At 52.5% G+C, this 17912-nt stretch carries 17 protein-coding genes; 5 read left to right on the top strand and 12 right to left on the bottom strand.

Annotated features, from left to right (window positions below; all coding sequences use genetic code 11):
- Positions 1-114 precede the first annotated feature (114 nt).
- Together porU2 and LQ777_RS06000 are read left to right on the top strand one after the other, a co-directional pair.
- Positions 115-3123, top strand: coding sequence for a putative type IX secretion system sortase PorU2 (porU2, locus tag LQ777_RS06005; RefSeq protein WP_232561616.1), 3009 nt, complete (start codon positions 115-117; stop codon positions 3121-3123).
- Positions 3120-4241 (top strand): acyltransferase family protein, encoded by a 1122-nt coding sequence (locus tag LQ777_RS06000; protein ID WP_232561615.1) that lies wholly within the window; start codon positions 3120-3122, stop codon positions 4239-4241. Before porU2 ends, LQ777_RS06000 begins: the two co-directional genes overlap by 4 nt.
- Here LQ777_RS06000 and LQ777_RS05995 read toward each other — a convergent pair.
- From LQ777_RS05995 to LQ777_RS05940, 12 genes are all read right to left on the bottom strand, one after another.
- Entirely contained in the window at positions 4222-4884 is a 663-nt protein-coding gene (locus LQ777_RS05995; protein WP_232561614.1) for a thiamine diphosphokinase, read from the bottom strand. The two genes, LQ777_RS06000 and LQ777_RS05995, sit on opposite strands and share 20 nt — an antisense overlap.
- A gap of 28 nt (positions 4885-4912) precedes the next feature.
- Complete coding sequence (kdsB, locus tag LQ777_RS05990) at positions 4913-5668, bottom strand: 3-deoxy-manno-octulosonate cytidylyltransferase (protein WP_232562806.1); 756 nt, start codon at positions 5666-5668, stop codon at positions 4913-4915.
- Positions 5669-5747: 79 nt separating this feature from the next.
- On the bottom strand, positions 5748-6455 hold the full coding sequence (locus LQ777_RS05985) for a phosphatase (protein WP_232561613.1): 708 nt from the start codon (positions 6453-6455) through the stop codon (positions 5748-5750).
- A gap of 89 nt (positions 6456-6544) precedes the next feature.
- Positions 6545-7396 (bottom strand): 3-deoxy-8-phosphooctulonate synthase, encoded by an 852-nt coding sequence (gene kdsA, locus LQ777_RS05980; protein ID WP_232561612.1) that lies wholly within the window; start codon positions 7394-7396, stop codon positions 6545-6547.
- 101 nt (positions 7397-7497) lie between these two features.
- Positions 7498-8601, bottom strand: coding sequence for an iron-containing alcohol dehydrogenase family protein (locus tag LQ777_RS05975; RefSeq protein ID WP_232561611.1), 1104 nt, complete (start codon positions 8599-8601; stop codon positions 7498-7500).
- A 25-nt stretch (positions 8602-8626) separates the two neighbouring features.
- Positions 8627-9832 carry a DegT/DnrJ/EryC1/StrS family aminotransferase gene (locus LQ777_RS05970; RefSeq protein ID WP_232561610.1) on the bottom strand — a complete coding sequence of 402 codons (1206 nt, stop codon included), beginning with the start codon at positions 9830-9832 and terminating at the stop codon, positions 8627-8629.
- 194 nt (positions 9833-10026) lie between these two features.
- A complete protein-coding gene (locus LQ777_RS05965; RefSeq protein WP_232561609.1) occupies positions 10027-10533 on the bottom strand; it encodes a nucleoside deaminase in 507 nt (168 codons plus the stop codon).
- A 3-nt stretch (positions 10534-10536) separates the two neighbouring features.
- Positions 10537-11322 (bottom strand): aminoglycoside 6-adenylyltransferase, encoded by a 786-nt coding sequence (locus LQ777_RS05960; protein WP_232561608.1) that lies wholly within the window; start codon positions 11320-11322, stop codon positions 10537-10539.
- Between the two features lie 69 nt (positions 11323-11391).
- A complete protein-coding gene (locus tag LQ777_RS05955; RefSeq protein WP_232561607.1) occupies positions 11392-12000 on the bottom strand; it encodes a DUF6992 family protein in 609 nt (202 codons plus the stop codon).
- A 30-nt stretch (positions 12001-12030) separates the two neighbouring features.
- A complete protein-coding gene (locus tag LQ777_RS05950; RefSeq protein WP_232561606.1) occupies positions 12031-12642 on the bottom strand; it encodes an NTP transferase domain-containing protein in 612 nt (203 codons plus the stop codon).
- Positions 12614-13102 carry a cyclic pyranopterin monophosphate synthase MoaC gene (gene moaC / locus LQ777_RS05945; RefSeq protein WP_232561605.1) on the bottom strand — a complete coding sequence of 163 codons (489 nt, stop codon included), beginning with the start codon at positions 13100-13102 and terminating at the stop codon, positions 12614-12616. Before moaC ends, LQ777_RS05950 begins: the two co-directional genes overlap by 29 nt.
- A gap of 3 nt (positions 13103-13105) precedes the next feature.
- Positions 13106-14755: an amidohydrolase family protein gene (locus LQ777_RS05940; protein WP_232561604.1), complete on the bottom strand. Its 1650-nt coding sequence runs from the start codon at positions 14753-14755 to the stop codon at positions 13106-13108.
- A 161-nt stretch (positions 14756-14916) separates the two neighbouring features.
- On the opposite strand from LQ777_RS05940, the gene LQ777_RS05935 reads away from it, so the two are divergent.
- Genes LQ777_RS05935 through LQ777_RS05925 form a run of 3 tightly spaced genes read left to right on the top strand, consistent with a single transcriptional unit; the run spans position 14917 to position 17898 of the window.
- Positions 14917-16107: a molybdopterin molybdotransferase MoeA gene (locus LQ777_RS05935; RefSeq protein ID WP_232561603.1), complete on the top strand. Its 1191-nt coding sequence runs from the start codon at positions 14917-14919 to the stop codon at positions 16105-16107.
- 13 nt (positions 16108-16120) lie between these two features.
- Entirely contained in the window at positions 16121-17053 is a 933-nt protein-coding gene (locus LQ777_RS05930) for a carbon-nitrogen hydrolase family protein (protein ID WP_232561602.1), read from the top strand.
- A 29-nt stretch (positions 17054-17082) separates the two neighbouring features.
- Positions 17083-17898 carry a helix-turn-helix transcriptional regulator gene (locus LQ777_RS05925; RefSeq protein WP_232561601.1) on the top strand — a complete coding sequence of 272 codons (816 nt, stop codon included), beginning with the start codon at positions 17083-17085 and terminating at the stop codon, positions 17896-17898.
- The last annotated feature ends 14 nt before the right edge of the window (positions 17899-17912 follow it).

Genomic DNA, 17912 nt, shown 5'->3' with positions numbered 1-17912 from the left:
TTTTTAAAAAATTTAATCTTGCCTGATTAACGGCTCAAAAAAGGGTTGAGTGGCGTCTCGCCTGTATAGCCGGGGGCATCATATTTGTATTGTTTCAGGTGAATACAAGGAGACATGCACCGTAGCTTATTCCTGCTGACCTTTATCCTGTTTTTACAAGGTTACACTCTGGCTCAGAACAGGCTACTCGGCAACGAATGGATCTGTTATAAACAGTCCTATTTTAAAATTTTAGTCGCTCAAAACAACCTGTACAGAATCACGACGGCTACGTTGCAAAAGGCGGGTATTCCCTTTGACACCATTGACCCGACAACGATTCAGCTTTTCCACCGAGGTGTCGAACAGGCCATTTACGTAGCGGGAGAAGCCGACAAACGGTTCGACACCGATGATTTTATCGAGTTCTACGGGCGTGGTAACGACGGGTCTCAGGACTCGCTGCTTTACCGGCCTGTCAACGCGCAACCGCACACGTATTACAGTCTTTTCAACGACACGACGGCCTACTTCCTGACCTGGCGACTCGATGGCAAACCCGGCAAACGAATGGTCACTTATGCCGATGCAGACGTTTTGAATCTATCACCCGAAGCGTATCATTGGGCAGAAGAGATCCGCGTGTTTTCCGATACGTATCCGGGCTGGGCGGCTGGCATCCCACCTAAAATCGAATACAGTTATTTCGAAGCGGGCGAAGGCTACACGGGCTCCGTTCAACAAAAAGGTAAACTTTACGACAACGTCTTTGTGCTTCGTAACGCCTTCCGAACGGGTCCAGCCCCGCAGGTAGCATTACTGGTAGTTGGTCGTGATTATGGTTCGCATCGGGTCGAATGCCACGCTGGCCCTACCGCCGAATCCCGACGATTGATTGACTCCCTGCGTTTTCAGTTTTACAACAATGCCTACACCGAACAGAATCTACGTTGGTCGGATGTTGGTACAAATGGTCGCTTGCTGATTTCGACCGTTTCTCGAGATAATACCTCCGCTTTAGATGCCTACTCTATATCGTTTATCAAACTGCGCTATCCGCAACGATTTACCGGTAATAGCGTATCGTCGCGCGTCTACCAGCTTACGCCGAATGCGGCTGGCCGGTCGCTTATCCGATTTGACAGTGTATCGGCAGGCACCCGCTTCTGGGACATCACCGACCCGACGACTCCACTTCTAGCCGGTAGTGTTCCTGGTCCGAACGGCTCCGTACAGCTAGTCGTCCGAAATACCCAAACCCAGCGGACACTTTTCAGTACGAGCCAGCCACAAGCCGTTTTAGAAATGACTCCCGTCACATTCACGGACTGGTCCAAGCGTAAGCCAACTTACTTGATTATTAGCCACGGAAACTTGATGAAGCCAGCGGCAGGCTATCCAAATGCCATACAAGCCTATGCCGCTTACCGCGCTTCGCCAGCCGGTGGCCTGAATGACACGCTAACGGCAGAAATCGGGCAACTTTTCGATCAGTTCAGTTATGGCGAACGGCACCCACTCGCGATCCGACGGTTTGCCGACCAGATGCTTCGGCAACGAAAGGCCATTATTGATCGACCGCTTTATTTGCTGCTGATTGGGCGTAGCCGCAGCACACCCGGCGTTCGGCATGATCCTAATCAGGCCGTTATTGATCTGGTACCCACAGCAGGTTTTCCCGGTTCGGATATGCTATTCACGGCAGGTCTGGACGGACAGCCACTGGATGTACCGGCTTTGCCAACGGGGCGCATTAACGCCGTTACTCCCCAGCAGGTAATAGACTATTTGAACAAAGTGAAAGAGTTCGAATCCGTACCAACAATCCGGCTTTGGCGGAAGAAACTACTGCATTTGAGTGGTGGGCACACGCCCAATGAGATCGCCTTGTTTCAGGCCTTGCTGGGAAATTACGGCCAATCCGCGTCAGCAGGTTCGTTAGGAGCGCAGGTGACAGCGCTGACCAAGTCAACGTATAAGGCTACCGAGCCGGTTAGCATTGCCCGGCAGGTCAACGAAGGCGTTGGCATCGTAACGTTTTTCGGCCATTCGAGTCTGGACGCAACCGATCTGGACATTGGCTTCTGCTCCAATGATGCGCTTGGCTACCGAAATAAAGGCAAATACCCGTTCATGCTGATCAACGGTTGTGCCACCGGCAACATCTTCTACAGTCGCCCGACGCTCAGCTCCGATTGGGTATTGACACCCGACCGGGGAGCCATTGCCGCTCTGGCAAACAGTCATCTAGGCTATACCCACGTGCTGGACCGATACAGCAGCCATTTTTACGAAATACTTGCCGACAGCACGCAACTCGGTAAATCCATTGGTCAGCTTCAGCAGGAAACGATCCGTCGTACGCTAGCACAAAACCCTGGTGGCTGGGACTTGGCGAACGCTCAGCAGATGGTCTTACAGGGTGATCCGGCAATACGTCTGTTTCCAATGGATACGCCCGATTACGCCTTTGTAGAAAGTGAAGTTCTTATTCGAGGAATAGACAACCAGCCGCTTACGCCGTTCAGCGATTCCGTACGGGTAACGATAGTAATTGACAACTACGGGCAATTTCGAAACGAGCGACTATCCTTCCGCATCCGTCGAATCGTCAATGGACAAGAATCAGGCGTTTACGATGTTTGGCTGCCACGTGCGGTCGCTTTTCGCGATACGTTCACGCTGAGCATACCGAGCATTCGCGGAGCAACCGGGCAAAATCAATTTGTGCTTACGCTTAACCCAACGGGTTCAATTCGGGAGCACAATCGGGAAAACAACAGTACCCTGGCTGAGGTGATCATTCAGGAATCTGCGCTAACTGATTTCACAATTTATCCGAACCCCTTCCGCGATCAAGTAACGTTTACCTTCCAACTGACTGGTGAGAAAGCGCCGGATACCATTGAGCTAACCATCACCGACCTAAATGGACGCGAAGTTCGTCGGTTAAAATCGGGCCAAGGACTAGCATGTACGATCGGCCAGAACGAATGGGTGTGGGATGGACGCACTGACGGGGGCGACGCCCTGCCCTCCGGTCTATATCTGTACCGATTGATGATCCGTGAAAACGGACAGGAATGGCCCGCCACCGCAGATGCCACTAAGAAACGACGCGGTCGATTGATCCTGGTTCGATGATGCTTTCCGATCCGACTAAAACGACTCCGACAACCTACCATTTACCGGCACTGACGGGCTTGCGGGCAGGGGCGGCCTATCTAGTTTTTCTGCACCATTACAACCCCGTTTCTGGCACCGAGCCAACCGGATGGTGGCACCGACTATTCGATCAGGGATACATTGGCGTCAGTATTTTCTTTACACTGAGCGGTTTTCTGATCTACCATCGATACGCCGAACCGTACTTCAACTCCGAAAAGTGGTCATGGAAAACGTATTACCAAAACCGCTTCGCCCGGACCATACCGCTGTATGGATTAATCTTTCTCGTAACCGTCGGGGTTACAATCGCTCAGGGAAGACCAACTCATTGGTTTGACTTGTTACTTAATTTGACGCTGCTCAAAGGCTTTTTCGATGACTATAAATTCAGCGGTATCGCCCAAAGCTGGAGCTTGACGGTTGAACTATGTTTTTATCTGGCAGCACCATTCCTATTCTCGGCACTTCGGCGCTGGGGACCGCTGAAACTTACATTTCTTTTGCTGAGTACTGGCATGTTGCTCTATTTGACCATTGGTAGCTTAAACTGGCACGGCCTTTTTGGCAATCTTCCCTTTATGCTGTTTTACACGTTTCCCGGACGATCTTTTGAGTTTGTAGCGGGCATGTGGGCTGCGCAGCAGTGGCAAGGAGGACAGCTACTGCACGCTTGTTACCTTACAGCGAAGAGTTTACTTTTGCTGGCTTTCTGTGTGATTAGCCAGACCTGTATAACGGGCTGGACGACAAACACTAGTGTATTGACATGGAGCGAAGTCATAAGCTACAACTTCATTCTTCCGATCAGTCTGGCCTTTCTCTTACTCGGTTTATTGCGAGAGCAATCAGGATTGCAACGGCTACTCGCCTACCCCATCGTCCAAACGCTGGGCCGTAGTTCCTATGCGTTTTACCTGATCCACATCGGCGTTGTCAGCAAGTTCATTGGGCATGTCCTACCCGGAATAGGCATTGGACCACTATTCGTAGTATTGGTATTGGTGTCGCAGGGTTTGTACCGATGGGTGGAGAAGCCTTTGCAGCAACGATTTCGTTCAAGAAACGAATCTGTTACTAATCCCAGCATTCCATAATGAGCAGATCACCGGTTTTTGCTTCGATCCGTACAAAGCCATCTTCAGCGGCTTCATTGCTGCTACTCGTCCGATAACCAAGCGTTAGGGTATCATCCTGAAGGTTGTATTTCAACCCCTCCGACGTAAAACCCGTGACCGTACCGACCGGTATCAACGAAATCGGCGTACCTGCCTCGTACCATTTTTCGAACCGACCCACCAACGGAAAAATCTTGGAATGATCGTCAATCATCACGATACGAATCTGATCCTTGTACCGAACAATGTTGGTCATGTTCGTCAGGCTGTGATCCGCCCGACGACCCGTTGCCCAAACAATGTTGACTGCCGGATAACCTCGTTCGATCAAGTACTCAATGCCTTTGTCGAGATCGGTTTTGTCCTGGTTAGGCGTATGAACGATGTCGAGCGGGTACTGCTGCGCCCGAATGGCATCCAGATCAAGGTCCCGGTCGAAGTCGCCGAGCAACACATCCACTTTGATGCCCAGTTCAAGCACCCGCCAGATCGCGCTGTCGAGCACAACTACCGTCGGGCTCCATTCCAGCAATTGCCCCAGCAACTCAGGCTGACAGGCTTCACCATTGGCAATCAACAAAGCAGGTTCCTGCTTTTCGCGGACAACGTGATGGGACGACATGATTAGATAACGACAAATAAACTACGTACTACTGAATAGCCCGCAACGCCTTTTCAATATCGCCGGGGCTATCTATACTTGGCGTTTGATGGCGCGTTTCGACCAGTTTGATGCGATAACCAGCTTCGAGCCAACGGAGTTGTTCCAGCGATTCCGCCTGTTCGAGGGGCGAAGGTGGCAGCTGCGTAATCTGTTCCAGAATATCGGCCCGGTACGCGTATAAACCTACGTGGCGACGGTAAGCGTGGTGCTGATGCCAGACCGCCGGGTCTAGCCCCCACAGATACGGAATAGCCGACCGACTGAAATAAACTACTTCATTCCGCGTGTTGACGACAATCTTGGCTTCTTTCGGATCATGAAGCATTTCGGCGGAATCGACGGATGCCATCTGCGTTGCTAACTCAACGGTTCCGTCCAAGATAGCGGCTAGCTCGTCAATTTGCTCCGGATCAATAAACGGCTCATCACCCTGAATATTAATGATATAATCCGTCGAACTGGCTGCTTTTTGCCCATCCGTAACAAACCGGCTGTACGCTTCCCAGCAACGATCCGTTCCACTTGGATGATCGGTTCGAGTCATAACGGCTTCGCCACCAAGTCGTACTACAACTTCAGCGATCCGCTCGTCATCCGTTGCGACAATGATTTTATCCAGAGACTGTGCTTGTCCAGCCTGTTCCATCACGCGCTGAATCATCGTCTTTCCGCCGATGTCAGCCAGTGGCTTACCCGGAAAACGCGTTGACCCGTAGCGGGCGGGAATGATACCGATTATCATAATTGAACTGTAAACTAATCCATGCGAGTCGATGGCTCCTACTCGTGGAACGACCATCCTCCTGCATCGTTTTGCCGATTTATTGATTTTTAGGTTCTGGGCCGTTCGGTCCGACAAGCCAGTAGCTAGGTTCGATAGCCTGACGCTGCTGGTAATACCGGTCGTAGACGGGCCGGTAACGTAGACGCTCGAGCATGACCGAATCGAATTGTCCTAGTAAGCCCAGCATTAGTTCACAGCCTTCCCGTACCGCAAAATGGCCGCTTTCGCTACCAGTGATGTAGTCAGCATACCCGTTTTGAACGACATAGCGCGTGAACAACGGATTGGCTTTGCGATGAACCATAATGCGCACGCCCGCTACTTCGGCAACGGACAAATCGAGCGCGTCGTCGAAAAAGAAAGCAACTTCGTGTGGTTGGAGCTTGTGCTGATCGAGCAAATGCGCGAGCACTTCTACTTTATTTTTCGCCTGCGAATAACACGCGTGGAAATGTTCGCGACGCACGAGCGCATCGGCTAGTTCGTTAATGACGCCCGTTATAATCGCAACGACGGGCAGTTGACCATTCTGATGCTGCCAGAACCCAAAGCGCAACAGGTTGGTACCCATCGAATCGACTTCGCTAAAGGAACTGCTGCCGCTTCCGGTCTTAACACCGTCGTTGAATACGCCATCCCAATCAAAGACAATGGCCCGAACTGCACGTAGTTTCTCGGTCAGCGCGTCGACTGGCGTTACAAACTGCCCACCCAGTCCGGTAAAAATTTTTTCTATATCATTCATTTGGTGCTATCAGGGTTGAGAACCTGACTACCTATCAAAAATCGTGGTGTCAGGTTTAAGAACCTGACACCACGATTTTTGCTTGCTAACTACGCTAGTTCTGGCAGTGTATTCCGGTATTTCACTTCGACCGCGTGCAGTTCGAGCAACGGCTTCAGAAACTCTTCCAGGTACCGAATGTCGAGTTGGCTGGCCGCATCGCAAAGCGCTTCCGATGGGCAAGTGTGCGTTTCAACGAACAGACCGTCAACGCCAGCTGCCACGCCCGCACGCGCCAGTACCGGCAGGTATTCACGCGCTCCGCCTTTCGCATCCGCCGATGGAATTCCGTATTTGCGTATCGCATGCGTTACGTCGAACACAACCGGATAGTTGGTACGAGCCATGTGGTAGAAGCTACGCGGATCGACTACCAGGTCATTGTAGCCAAAGGTGTAGCCCCGCTCGGTCAGGATGATCTGATCGTTACCCGAATCTTCGACTTTCTTGACCGGGTGTTTCATGTTTTCCGGAGCCAGGAACTGACCGTGTTTGATGTTCACAACCCGACCTGTTTTGGCCGCTGCCGTTACCAGCATCGTCTGCATACACAGGTAAGCCGGAATCTGAATCACATCGACAACTTCGGCAACGGGTGCGCACTGGTCGGGGTAATGTACGTCGGTGAGCAGTGGAAAACCGAACTGCTCCTTTACCTTCGCCAGAATCGCAATTCCTTTTTCGAGGCCGGGACCGTTGTAATAATTCAGACTAGAGCGGTTGTCCTTCTGAAATGATGATTTATAGATGATCTTGATACCGACGCGCTCCTGAATTTCCCGAAGCTGCTCGGCCACGGTCATCATGATTTTTTCGTCTTCGATCACGCAAGGTCCCGAAATGAGAAACAACTCATCCGACCCGCATTCGATGTCGCCAACGCGAACAATTTTTTGAGACATGTTTTTAAGAGATTTAAACACAGAGATAACCAAGATTTACAGAGCGGCAACAGAGACTCTGTGCTCTCTGTGTAGGCCTTTGTTGTCTCTGTGTTTGACTATTATAACCGCCGGAATAAATCTTTCAATAAGTCGATGGTGATTACCTCCTGCCAGTTGTCACCGATGGCGTGCAGCCACATGTGGGGCAGATTGTAGGATACGTGCGCCATTTTGGTGATGGTTTCGTCGTCCCAGTCTTTTGACAAGCCCTGCGGCAAATCAATCTGGTGATAGGCTACCATCTGCTTAAACTCTGCCACGCCTTCGGGGTAATAGTCTTCGAGGTGGTTCATGATCAGGCAGTTGGCGTAGCAGTGACGGGTTCCTAAAATCTTCGACAGACCGTAGCTAAGCGCGTGGCAAACACCCACTTCCGAATACGTCAGACTCAGCCCGCCCATCAGCGAAGCGACCATGAGCTTATCGTCGTTTTCGGAAGTCTGACCGGAGTTTTCGCCCAGATAAATATCCCGACACAACTTCATCGACTGTTCGGCGTATGCGTGCGAGTAGGCGTTGTTCATGCGCCCGTTCTCCGACTCAACGCAGTGAATGTACGTATCCATACCCGTGTAGAACCACCAGTTGCGGGGCACGCTGGCAATCAGTTCGGGGTCGAGCACCACCTGGTTGAAGACCGTCCACTCGCATTTGAGTCCTAATTTTTTCACGGGGCCGGTTAATACCGCCGTCATCGACACCTCGGCACCCGTTCCCGAGATGGTCGGTACGCCAACGTGATAGACACCCGGTTTTTTGATTAGATTCAGGCCCTGATAAAGAGTCGAAGAACCTTCGTTGGTGAGCATCAGCGACAGCGCCTTGGCGATGTCCATAATGCTACCGCCCCCGATCCCGACTACGCCCGATGGCAGGCCTTTTTTCGCCAGAATCTCATCGCGAAGCTGGTCGATCTGATCGGTAGTTGGTTCATGTTCTTCTACGCTGATGTAATAGGTCAGGTCTTCGTCATGGGCCGGAACACGCCCTTCAAGCGGTTTCCCTTTGAAATAATTATCGACGATGAAGACAAAATAGCCTTCGTTATCCGCCCGACGCGGAGCCAGAATTTCATCGAGTTGAGAAAAGCTACCCCGTCCGTAAACGGTCTTCTCGATGCCCTTAAAATTTTTATGCGTCGTTTGTGTTTGCGCTGCTACCATTGTGTCGTTAAGCTAACTCTAAAACTTACGCTTCTACGGGACTTACCTTCCGAACGGCAGCTTCGATTTTCGCAGCCAACGCATCAACTTCGTCAGCGGTCCAGCTAGCCCGGATACCGAACGAAATCAACCGTCCGATTACGTCCTGTGCGTTTGGAATGTCGAGGTTACTGTAGTCTTGCGGAGCGCCAAATTTTTCGATAGGCAGAGCCGCTGCCGTACGCATTTCTTTCACGTGATTCCACTGGTTGATGAAGTGGTACATGTTGGTGAACCAGTAGTTAAAACCACCGACGCCCGCTTCGTTCAGCGCAATTACCACGCGTCCGGCGGTTTCGGTGTCCGGCATCAGCAGGTTCATGAACGTAGCCGAATCGCCATCTGCGTCGGGAATGCGTGCAAACGAGACTCCTGGCACCTGACCCAATGCGGTCATCAGTCGTGTTTTGTGCTCGTTATTTTTCTGAATGATTTCGGGTACCCGGCGCGTCTGTACCAGTCCAACGGCTGCGTGCAACTCGCTGATCCGGTAATTGAAACCCATAATGGGGTGCTTCTCCATGCCCCGGTTCGTACCGATGTGATCGTGACCATGATCGGAATACGAATCCGCGTGCTTGTACGCCGTTTCATCGTTGGTAACCATGATGCCGCCCTCGCCCGCCGTTGCGATCTTGAAAAAGTCGAACGAGTAAGCGCCGGTCTTACCCCACAGGCCGGTTGACGTTCCTTTGTAGCTGGCACCCATTGCCTGCCCGGCATCCTCAACTAGCACCAGTTTGTGTTCGTTGACAACGTCCATGATAGCATCCATGTCGGCCATCTGACCGCACATGTGCACGAGACAAATGGCTTTCGTGTTTGCTGTTACGACCTTACGGATACCTTCTGCACTGAGGCAAAGCGTATCGTCGATATCGGCAAAAACAGGCAACGCGCCTGCCATCAGGACTGCTTCGACCGTAGCGATGTAAGTGAATGGCGGAACGATAACCTCGTCGCCCGCACCGATACCGGCAGCCGCCAACGCGCATAAAACAGCCGTTGAACCACTCGATACGGCATGAGCATACTTGGCTCCTACCAATTTGGCAACCTCAGCTTCGAACTCGCGAGCTTTATAGATGTCGTTGCGCTGTGCTTCGTGATTGTACCGAAAAAGGATACCGGTCTCAAGCACGTCGTTGATCTCCTTGCGCTCGGCCGCTCCAAAAAATTCCATTCCTGGCATAACGAATACCGTTTTAGTAGGTCGCTTTTAGGAATCTGTTCTGTAAGCGACCCGTTTTTTTACAAAAGTACGGCTTTTCAATGGGATGCGATACGGTTTTCTTTCGACAGGATTTACAGGATTAGCAGGACCGCATAAATCGAGAATCACCGTTCTGGTGATCCTCTTACTCTCATTGAAGAACAGTCTATCCACTAGTATGACGTTCTGGTTTCCAAAGCAATCCACTCGTCAAAAACGGTGTTGGCTTCATCACGGAGCACCTGCTGCATGGGAATATGGCGTTCTTCGCGCGGCTTTTCTAATTCATTGTAAATGAAGTGATCATCAAAACCAGCCCGCGCGGCATCGTAGTGAAACGCGCCGTAAACGATACGACTTGGTCGCGCCCAGTAGATAGCGCCTAAGCACATGGGGCAAGGTTCGCAGGACGCGTAAAGCGTACAGCCTTCCAGTTGAAAGGTCCCCAGATTCCGGCAGGCATCACGAATGGCCACCACTTCGGCATGGGCCGTGGGGTCATTGGTCGAGGTAACCTGGTTGCAGCCGCGCCCGATGATTTCGCCGTTGCGCACAATCACCGATCCAAACGGGCCGCCCTGCCCCGACAGCATCCCTTCCCGCGCTAACTGAATCGCTTCGCGCAAGAAATCGTCGTCACTTTGTGGCAACGAATTGGTTTGTATATCCTGATTTTGCATTCCTTATACTGTAGTCAAATAATTCATGACGGCGATTCGGGCCGCATCGTTTTTATGCAATGTCGCTGGAGCCAACGCATCACGCAATTCAGTATACAACTGAACACTAGCCTGTACACTAGCAAGCAATGTGCTTCGATCAGGTGTGGCAACGGTTTTTCGTAGCTTTTCCAGATCGTCCGGTTCGGCGATGGTTTCCAGTCGCCGTACTCCTCTGGGCAACCCTTTCTTGTTCAGATGCAGCATTGGCCCAAGCACAACGTTACGCATGAACGAAAGAAAATCCATGGCTTCAAAATACTCGCCCCGGCCAATTTTCAACGCAGCGTAATGCACCCAAATCCAGAAACGATCCTCGGTCCACTGGAAATCAAACGGTGGATACTGGACCTGCGATTGTCTAATAACCGCCGTCAATGCCCCGTCTCGCTCCCAGACAACAACTGGATCTTCGACCCGCTGATAAAACTCGTCGATGGTCAGAAACTTTATATCGACGTGCAACAGGGGCGATTCATAGAGAGCAATCAGCAAACGCGGTTCGCCGACGTGATCCCCCCGAAACGACCCCAACACCGTTCCAAACCGGGCGGCCCAGGCTCGCATCTGCTCAAGATCAGGCGCAATGGCGTGGGTTGTAACCAACACCAGATCAAGGTCGGAATAGGAATCCATGTTGCCCGATATCCAGGAACCGCCCACGGCTAGTCCCGTAACGTCCGGGTCTTCGCGAATACGATCGATGGCTTGATCGATAAACAACTGAAAAGGCGGTAGAACGGCTTGCATGATGCGTTGCGATTAGTAAATTATCGCAGAACCGCAGCCAATGCAGATAAGTTCATGCTAAGGCTTGCCTTACTTGAGCGGTATGGCTAACCCTACCCCCAACGGCCCGTTTGAAATCAGTCGCATTTCCTGCTTGTCGCCCCGACTTTTGAAAACGAAATAGTTGACCAGATCAAAGGCGAGGAGAAAGCCGCCCTGTAGCATAACCGACTTCCCGTAGCCCAGCAGCTGATCGCGTTTGTCGGGATGCGCGTGACTACGTTCGCGTAAATACGCACCGCCAATCACGTAAGCAACGTCTAATCCAGCGTTCAACAGAAGAATCTGCTTCATGGATTCGTGACGCTGAACAGCCTGCGCCAGTGTCTCGTCGCCTGCTTTCGCTTTTAGTGAACCGAGTAATCCCACTCCGGCAATACCCAGATTGACTAGATTCCAGTAGACGTTCATCCGGTGGAAATATTTATCCTCGCCGGAGGCTTGCCCAGCCGCCAAACTACCAACAGCAATGTTCGCCAGCGCGTAACCGCCCAAGGTCAGGCCAAGCGTTTTCTGATGCCGGATGCGCTGCTCGCTGAAGTCGCGCAGTTCAGGAGAAGGCGTAGCGCGTTGCGCCTGTGCTGTCGTACCGAGCCACATCGATCCTGCCGCCAGCAGTAGGTGTTTAAAGGGATTCATCCTAGTCTGTTTTTAGGAAGAACCCTGCTGTTAACCCTGATGTTTCAGAGCCGCCTGCGCCACCGGGTCGTTTATATTGAGCAGTTCCTGAACGTCGGGAGGGGTCAGTAGATGAGCGTCCGTAAGCATCAACATTTGTCTTGGCGAATAACGCCCAGCGGCCACGGCTTCCTGCAAAAGTGGCCATACCGATGGCTCCCAAAGGGCTAGCAAGGGCTCCGGGAACCGCCCGTCTGAATCGTAGAAAGCGGTAGCGGGTTTCGCCGAGTTACGGCCCGCCAGCAAGACGTCAAACGTTCGGGAGGTCAGCAAGGGCATATCGCAGGCAACCACCAGCCAGGCGGCATCGGGCTGCGTCTTGAACGCCGACATGATCCCATTGAGCGGACCAACCAGATTATCAATCGCATCGACAATCAGCGGTTGCCCGGAGTCAGCCAGTTCAAGCGCCTGCTGTTTGTTCACCGACCAGAAAACCGTGTCGCAGTACGGACTCAGTAAATCGGTCATGTGCTCACGCTGGTTTTTTTCGTGATACGTCAGGAGCGACTTATCGCGGCCCATGCGCGTACTACGCCCGCCGATCAGCACCAGACCGTTAAGCACCACCGCATTACGTGCGTTTGAAGTCTCGCTTTCCACCTGTTTTCTCCATCAGTTTGGTTTCTTTGATCACAATGTCGTGCGACAGCGCTTTGCACATATCGTAGATAGTCAGAGCAGCTACCGATGCGCCGACTAAAGCTTCCATTTCGACGCCGGTTTTTCCTTCGGTTGATACGAGGCAATCGACAATAGCGTCGGGTCCATCGGTTGTAATGGTGATCTGGCAATTGTCGAGCCCTAACGAGTGGCAAAGCGGAATCAGGTCGTCAGTGCGTTTGGCGGCCATCGTTCCAGCGATGATAGCCGTTTGAAATACCGGACCTTTCCGCGTTTGAATGTCAACGCCAGCCAATCCAGACTGAGTTATGTGCTGCATAATATCCGGGCCAAGCGCCACGATGCTCCGGGCGCGGGCTGTTCGACGGCTGACGGCTTTGCCCCCCACATCTACCATAGCAGGGTTTCCGTTCGCGTCGAGATGAGATAATGAATCCATGAATTAGTTGCGTTTAGCCAGATCGGCTACGTAAGTCTTTAACGCGTTGATGCGTTCCTGATAAGGCAAGTCGTCGGCAGCCAGCAGGCGAGTTCGTTGAAAGGCGGGTTGCTGTAGCGTTTCCGTTGCGTACCGAATCATGAGCGCATTGACCTGTAATAACGCCATTGTCAGGTTAAAGTTAAGCGCCGAATTGATACTAACGACCTTTCGGGCCGCTGCATTTCCTTCACCCGCCGGTAACCGCTGGTAATCAACCGCCAGGGAATCAACAAATAAACCTTCCTCGCCGTACACAACCCGCCCGTTGACAATCGTGCATCGAACGGCGCTATCATCCCGCGAAACCAAAGCGTCCAGGGCGGTTTGAGCAGCTGAAGACTTACGCAACACAAAAAAATCGGCGTTATAGCCGGGTTTGATCAAGCCGGATTTTACTCCGCCCAACGCCCTGGCCGGATTTTGAGTGACCATCGCCAACAATTGATCATTACCAACCTTCAAGGATAACGTGTCGCAGAAGTACCGGGCAAACTTCAGTTCATCCCACACGTGTTTACTGCCGCTGGGAGCCCAGTCCGAGCCAAGACAAACGTTAACGCCCTGATCAAGTAACGTTTTTACCGGAAGGGTATCGCCGTATAAAAGCAGATTGGATACCGGCGACCAAACGATACTGATTTCGTTTTCCCGCAGAAAATCAAGCGTACCAGGATCAGCGTAATCCAGTCCGCACGCATGGGTCAGGGTCAGGTTCGCTTTCGCCAGCGCCGTTTTGTCTGGGATCTGCGCCAGCATTCGGCGTAATTCGGCGAACTCCCGACGACTAAATCCGTCCACTTTACCCCGCTGAAGATACCCCGACCGGCCTTCGGCCAGATGCGCGATAGTGGCGTAATAACGATGATTACCCTGCCGAACGGAGTTCAAAAAATCGTCGAGACTTGGGTGTTGCATCATCGGCCAGTCCGACGTGTCGTCAGCCGCGTTTGCTGGACTACCTGGCACATCGAAGTTAGGTCCCGGTCGAACAAAATCAACGACGGAAAGCACCTTCTGCGTGGCGGCAATACCTAATTGGCTGGGTTGCCCTGTATTACGAATCACAAATGTCGGCAGGTTCTCGTCGGCTTCCAGCCGGATGGTCTGCTGCATGAGCGTGGTTCCCCCGGCTACGGCCTGCAACTCGGTAATGACGCCATACATTTTCTGGATCTCGCGCATCGCAACGGGCCACGTGAGGCTGCGTAAGGCCAGGTGCTTCTCGGTAGCCAGCGATTGCAGAATGGGTTGAATAAAATCGAATGACTCCTGCCGCCAGCTTGCGTCCAGAAAATCTTTGAACCGTTTTATATCACGCAGGTACTGCTCGTTGTTCCGCCACTGGAAGCGATTTCCCCAGAGCGCGGGGCTTTGCCAGAGTGGAAAAATGTTGTATTCGGAATGAACGTGCAGATTGATCAGACCCGGAAACACAACCTCATGATCGGCCAAATCCAGCAGGATCGCATCCGGTCGCGAAATGGGTACTTTACCGTTCCTAACATCGATAATTCGCCCATTCTGGACAAGAATCGTTTTTACAGACTGACGACCCTGATCATCGACAACATAACCCATGATGCACAACGGTCGGCCAGAAGAACTAAGCATAGAGAAAGGAACTTGATACGTACATCGCGACGCGTCCGGTAAACTTACGCAGCAGACTACGCATTGCCAAGTCGTGGGCCACCCCGGCGGCTCGTAACCAGTCATCGGGTTTGTAGCTCGCTATTTTTCCTTATACCTTGTGATTCATTTTATCGTCTTCTATGCTTTCCGTTTCCGACGCTTTTGCCATTACGCAGCAACATAGTCTGTCCTTACCCGTAGAGACCGTTCCGCTCACCGAAGCCACGGGACGCGTTTTGCGGGCAGCCGTTCATGCCGACCGCGACTTTCCGCCCTTCGACCGGGTCGCTATGGACGGCATCGGGATTCAGTTTGCGGCTTACGCATCCGGCCAGCGAACGTTTGCGGTTCAAGGACGACAGTTTGCCGGACAACCGCAGCAAACACTGACCGACGCCACCGCTTGCCTTGAAGTAATGACTGGTGCGATGCTTCCGGCTGGCGTTGATACCGTGATTCGCTACGAGGACGTAACTCTTACCGACGATCAGGCAACGATAACGATTGATGCGATTGAACAAGGGCAGCATATTCACCCCCGCGCTACCGACCGCCGGGCGGGAGACGAACTCCTGGCTGTAGGAACGTTGCTTGGTCCATCGGCCATTGCCGTAGCCGCTTCGGTCGGGCGAGCTACCCTATCTGTTACAGCGTTGCCCCGCGTGGCGCTTATTTCGACAGGAGACGAGCTGGTCGATGTTGACGAAACACCGCTGCCTTACCAGATCCGGCGATCCAATACATACATGCTCCGTGCCTCGTTGCAGGCGCTGGGCATCACCGCTACGTTGCATCATATTGTTGACGACGAAACGGTACTAAAAAACCAGTTAGAGCGTCTGCTGGCCGAAAACGATGTACTGATTTTGAGCGGTGGCGTTTCGGCAGGCAAAGCCGATTTTGTTCCGGATGTCCTAACCCGCCTGGGTGTTCAGAAGCGATTTCATAAGATCGAGCAGCGACCCGGAAAGCCGATTTGGTTTGGCACAACCGCCGATAAAACGGTCTTTGGCTTACCCGGCAATCCGGTTTCAACGGTCTTGTGCTGTTACCGCTACGTGCTTCCTTACCTGCGGTCGTCGCTCGGGTTACCGGCATCTCCGGCGCGTTATGCTCAATTGGCTAAATCGATTACCTTCAAGCCCAGCATTACGTATTTTCTGCCGGTCCGACTTACTTCCGAACCCGACGGACGCACCGTAGCGCATCCCCTCCCCGGCTCGGGTTCCGCCGATTTTGCGAATCTGCTGGACGCCGATGCATTTATGGAGTTACCCGCCGATCTGTCAGAGTTTGGCGCGGGCGAAGCCTTTCCTGTGTGGACTAAATAGAATTTTCCCATCGATGGCATCCTTCAAAACTGTAAAAGTGGGCGTGGTGCAGGCTACGCCCGCTTTGTTCGATCTGGAAAAAAGTGTAGAATTAACCATTTCCTGGATCGAGCGAGCCGCTCAGGAACACTGCCAGTTGCTTTTGTTTCCCGAATCGTTTATTCCCTGCTATCCCCGAGGACTGACGTTTGACGCGATTGTCGGGCGACGAACCGACAAAGGCCGCGACATGTGGCTGGACTACTGGTCCAACAGCCTTGAAGCGCCTTCTGCTCATACCCACCGGATCGGCGAAGCCGTTCGAGAAGCTGGTTTGTTCACGGCACTCGGTGTAACCGAGCGGGACCCAATTGGCGGTACGCTTCACTGTTCGTTGTTGTATTTTGGGCCGGATGGCTCGCTGCTGGGCAAGCATCGCAAACTGAAACCAACGGGTCTTGAGCGTTACATCTGGGGCGAAAGCGACGGCAGTTCGCTGGTCAGCTTCAACACGAATCTGGGAACGATCGGCGGTCTGATCTGCTGGGAAAATTACATGCCGTTGGCCCGCATGGCGATGTACCAGAAAGGCGTCGACATTTACCTGGCTCCAACCGCCGACGCCCGCGACTCGTGGCAGGCTACCATGCAGCACATTGCGCTGGAAGGTCGGTGCTTCGTGCTGGCAAGTAATCAGGTTGTCCAGAAATCAGATTACCCCGAGCGGTATCAGGCTGAGTTAGCGGACGAACCGGAACTGATGAGTCGGGGTGGTAGCGTGATTATCTCGCCGATGGGCGAAATCCTGGCGGGACCACTCTGGAATGGGGAAGGACTACTCACCGCCGAACTTGATTTCGCGACGCTGGCAAAAAGCAAGCTGGATTTTGATTGTGTGGGGCATTATTCCCGACCGGATGTTTTTACATTCGACGCGGTTAATCAACCACCGACTGTGAAGCTTTAGAAACGCGTTGAACCCGTTCCGAGATTCGTATGCAACTGTACCCATCACCTGCGCTTAGTGGACTCGTCAAGCACTATCTGGTTATAGAGAATCAGGCAGCGAATGGGGGTAATCACCGTTTTTTCCCCGATGGACATCCGGGCCTAGTCTTCTCGTATGCGGATTCGTTTACGCAATCGAATACCAATCAGCCGGATACGACGCTACCCAGCAGCTTTGTTTACGGCCAGATAGATCGATACCACAATCTGATCTCAGGAAAAAAGATTGGTATGCTGATCGTTGTGTTACAGCCCTGGGGACTGTATGCGCTTTCGGGTGTGCCCGGCGCAGCAACGACGAATTTTCTGGTTGATGTATCGGATGTATTCGGCAACGAAGGAAAACAGCTGGAAGATCAGGTACGAACGAAACCCAACAGCATCGACCGCATCAGACAAATCGAGCGATTTTTGCTCTCACGCTGGCAAACGGCTACCCACGAACTGGCCTCCATTCAGGCTGCCATTCAATTCGTTTGCCAGTCACAGGGAGCGGCCACGGTACAGGCTTTGACCCAGCATCTGAACATGACCGAACGGAGTCTGGAACGGCGGTTTGACAAGATCGTGGGCCTTAAGCCAAAGCAATTTTCACGAATAGTCCGGTTGCAAAGCTGCCTCAAGATGCACCGGACGAACACTGCGTTTAGCCTGACCCAACTCGCTTACTCCGCAGGCTACTACGATCAGGCTCATTTTATCCGTGAGTTTACCCATCTGGTTGGTATTACACCCAAGCAGTACAGCGCGAATACACAACGGTTGGCAGTCAATCTGATGCCGTTAACGACATATTCGGGCTGATGATGATTTGTCGG

Origin of the sequence: Spirosoma oryzicola (genome assembly GCF_021233055.1) — a bacterium.
In the GTDB taxonomy this organism is placed as follows: domain Bacteria; phylum Bacteroidota; class Bacteroidia; order Cytophagales; family Spirosomataceae; genus Spirosoma; species Spirosoma oryzicola.
Note: the sequence above shows the minus strand (reverse complement) of the source record. Positions and strands in the feature narration are given on the sequence as shown.

Bases quoted from the DNA above. Each gene is read 5' to 3' on its own strand.
- porU2 (WP_232561616.1), top strand. From the start codon at position 115: ATGCACCGTAGCTTATTCCTGCTGACCTTTATCCTGTTTTTACAAGGT.
- LQ777_RS06000 (WP_232561615.1), top strand. From the start codon at position 3,120: ATGATGCTTTCCGATCCGACTAAAACGACTCCGACAACCTACCATTTA.
- LQ777_RS05995 (WP_232561614.1), bottom strand. From the start codon at position 4,884: ATGTCGTCCCATCACGTTGTCCGCGAAAAGCAGGAACCTGCTTTGTTG.
- kdsB (WP_232562806.1), bottom strand. From the start codon at position 5,668: ATGATAATCGGTATCATTCCCGCCCGCTACGGGTCAACGCGTTTTCCG.
- LQ777_RS05985 (WP_232561613.1), bottom strand. From the start codon at position 6,455: ATGAATGATATAGAAAAAATTTTTACCGGACTGGGTGGGCAGTTTGTA.
- kdsA (WP_232561612.1), bottom strand. From the start codon at position 7,396: ATGTCTCAAAAAATTGTTCGCGTTGGCGACATCGAATGCGGGTCGGAT.
- LQ777_RS05975 (WP_232561611.1), bottom strand. From the start codon at position 8,601: ATGGTAGCAGCGCAAACACAAACGACGCATAAAAATTTTAAGGGCATC.
- LQ777_RS05970 (WP_232561610.1), bottom strand. From the start codon at position 9,832: ATGCCAGGAATGGAATTTTTTGGAGCGGCCGAGCGCAAGGAGATCAAC.
- LQ777_RS05965 (WP_232561609.1), bottom strand. From the start codon at position 10,533: ATGCAAAATCAGGATATACAAACCAATTCGTTGCCACAAAGTGACGAC.
- LQ777_RS05960 (WP_232561608.1), bottom strand. From the start codon at position 11,322: ATGCAAGCCGTTCTACCGCCTTTTCAGTTGTTTATCGATCAAGCCATC.
- LQ777_RS05955 (WP_232561607.1), bottom strand. From the start codon at position 12,000: ATGAATCCCTTTAAACACCTACTGCTGGCGGCAGGATCGATGTGGCTC.
- moaC (WP_232561605.1), bottom strand. From the start codon at position 13,102: ATGGATTCATTATCTCATCTCGACGCGAACGGAAACCCTGCTATGGTA.
- LQ777_RS05940 (WP_232561604.1), bottom strand. From the start codon at position 14,755: ATGCTTAGTTCTTCTGGCCGACCGTTGTGCATCATGGGTTATGTTGTC.
- LQ777_RS05935 (WP_232561603.1), top strand. From the start codon at position 14,917: ATGCTTTCCGTTTCCGACGCTTTTGCCATTACGCAGCAACATAGTCTG.
- LQ777_RS05930 (WP_232561602.1), top strand. From the start codon at position 16,121: ATGGCATCCTTCAAAACTGTAAAAGTGGGCGTGGTGCAGGCTACGCCC.
- LQ777_RS05925 (WP_232561601.1), top strand. From the start codon at position 17,083: ATGCAACTGTACCCATCACCTGCGCTTAGTGGACTCGTCAAGCACTAT.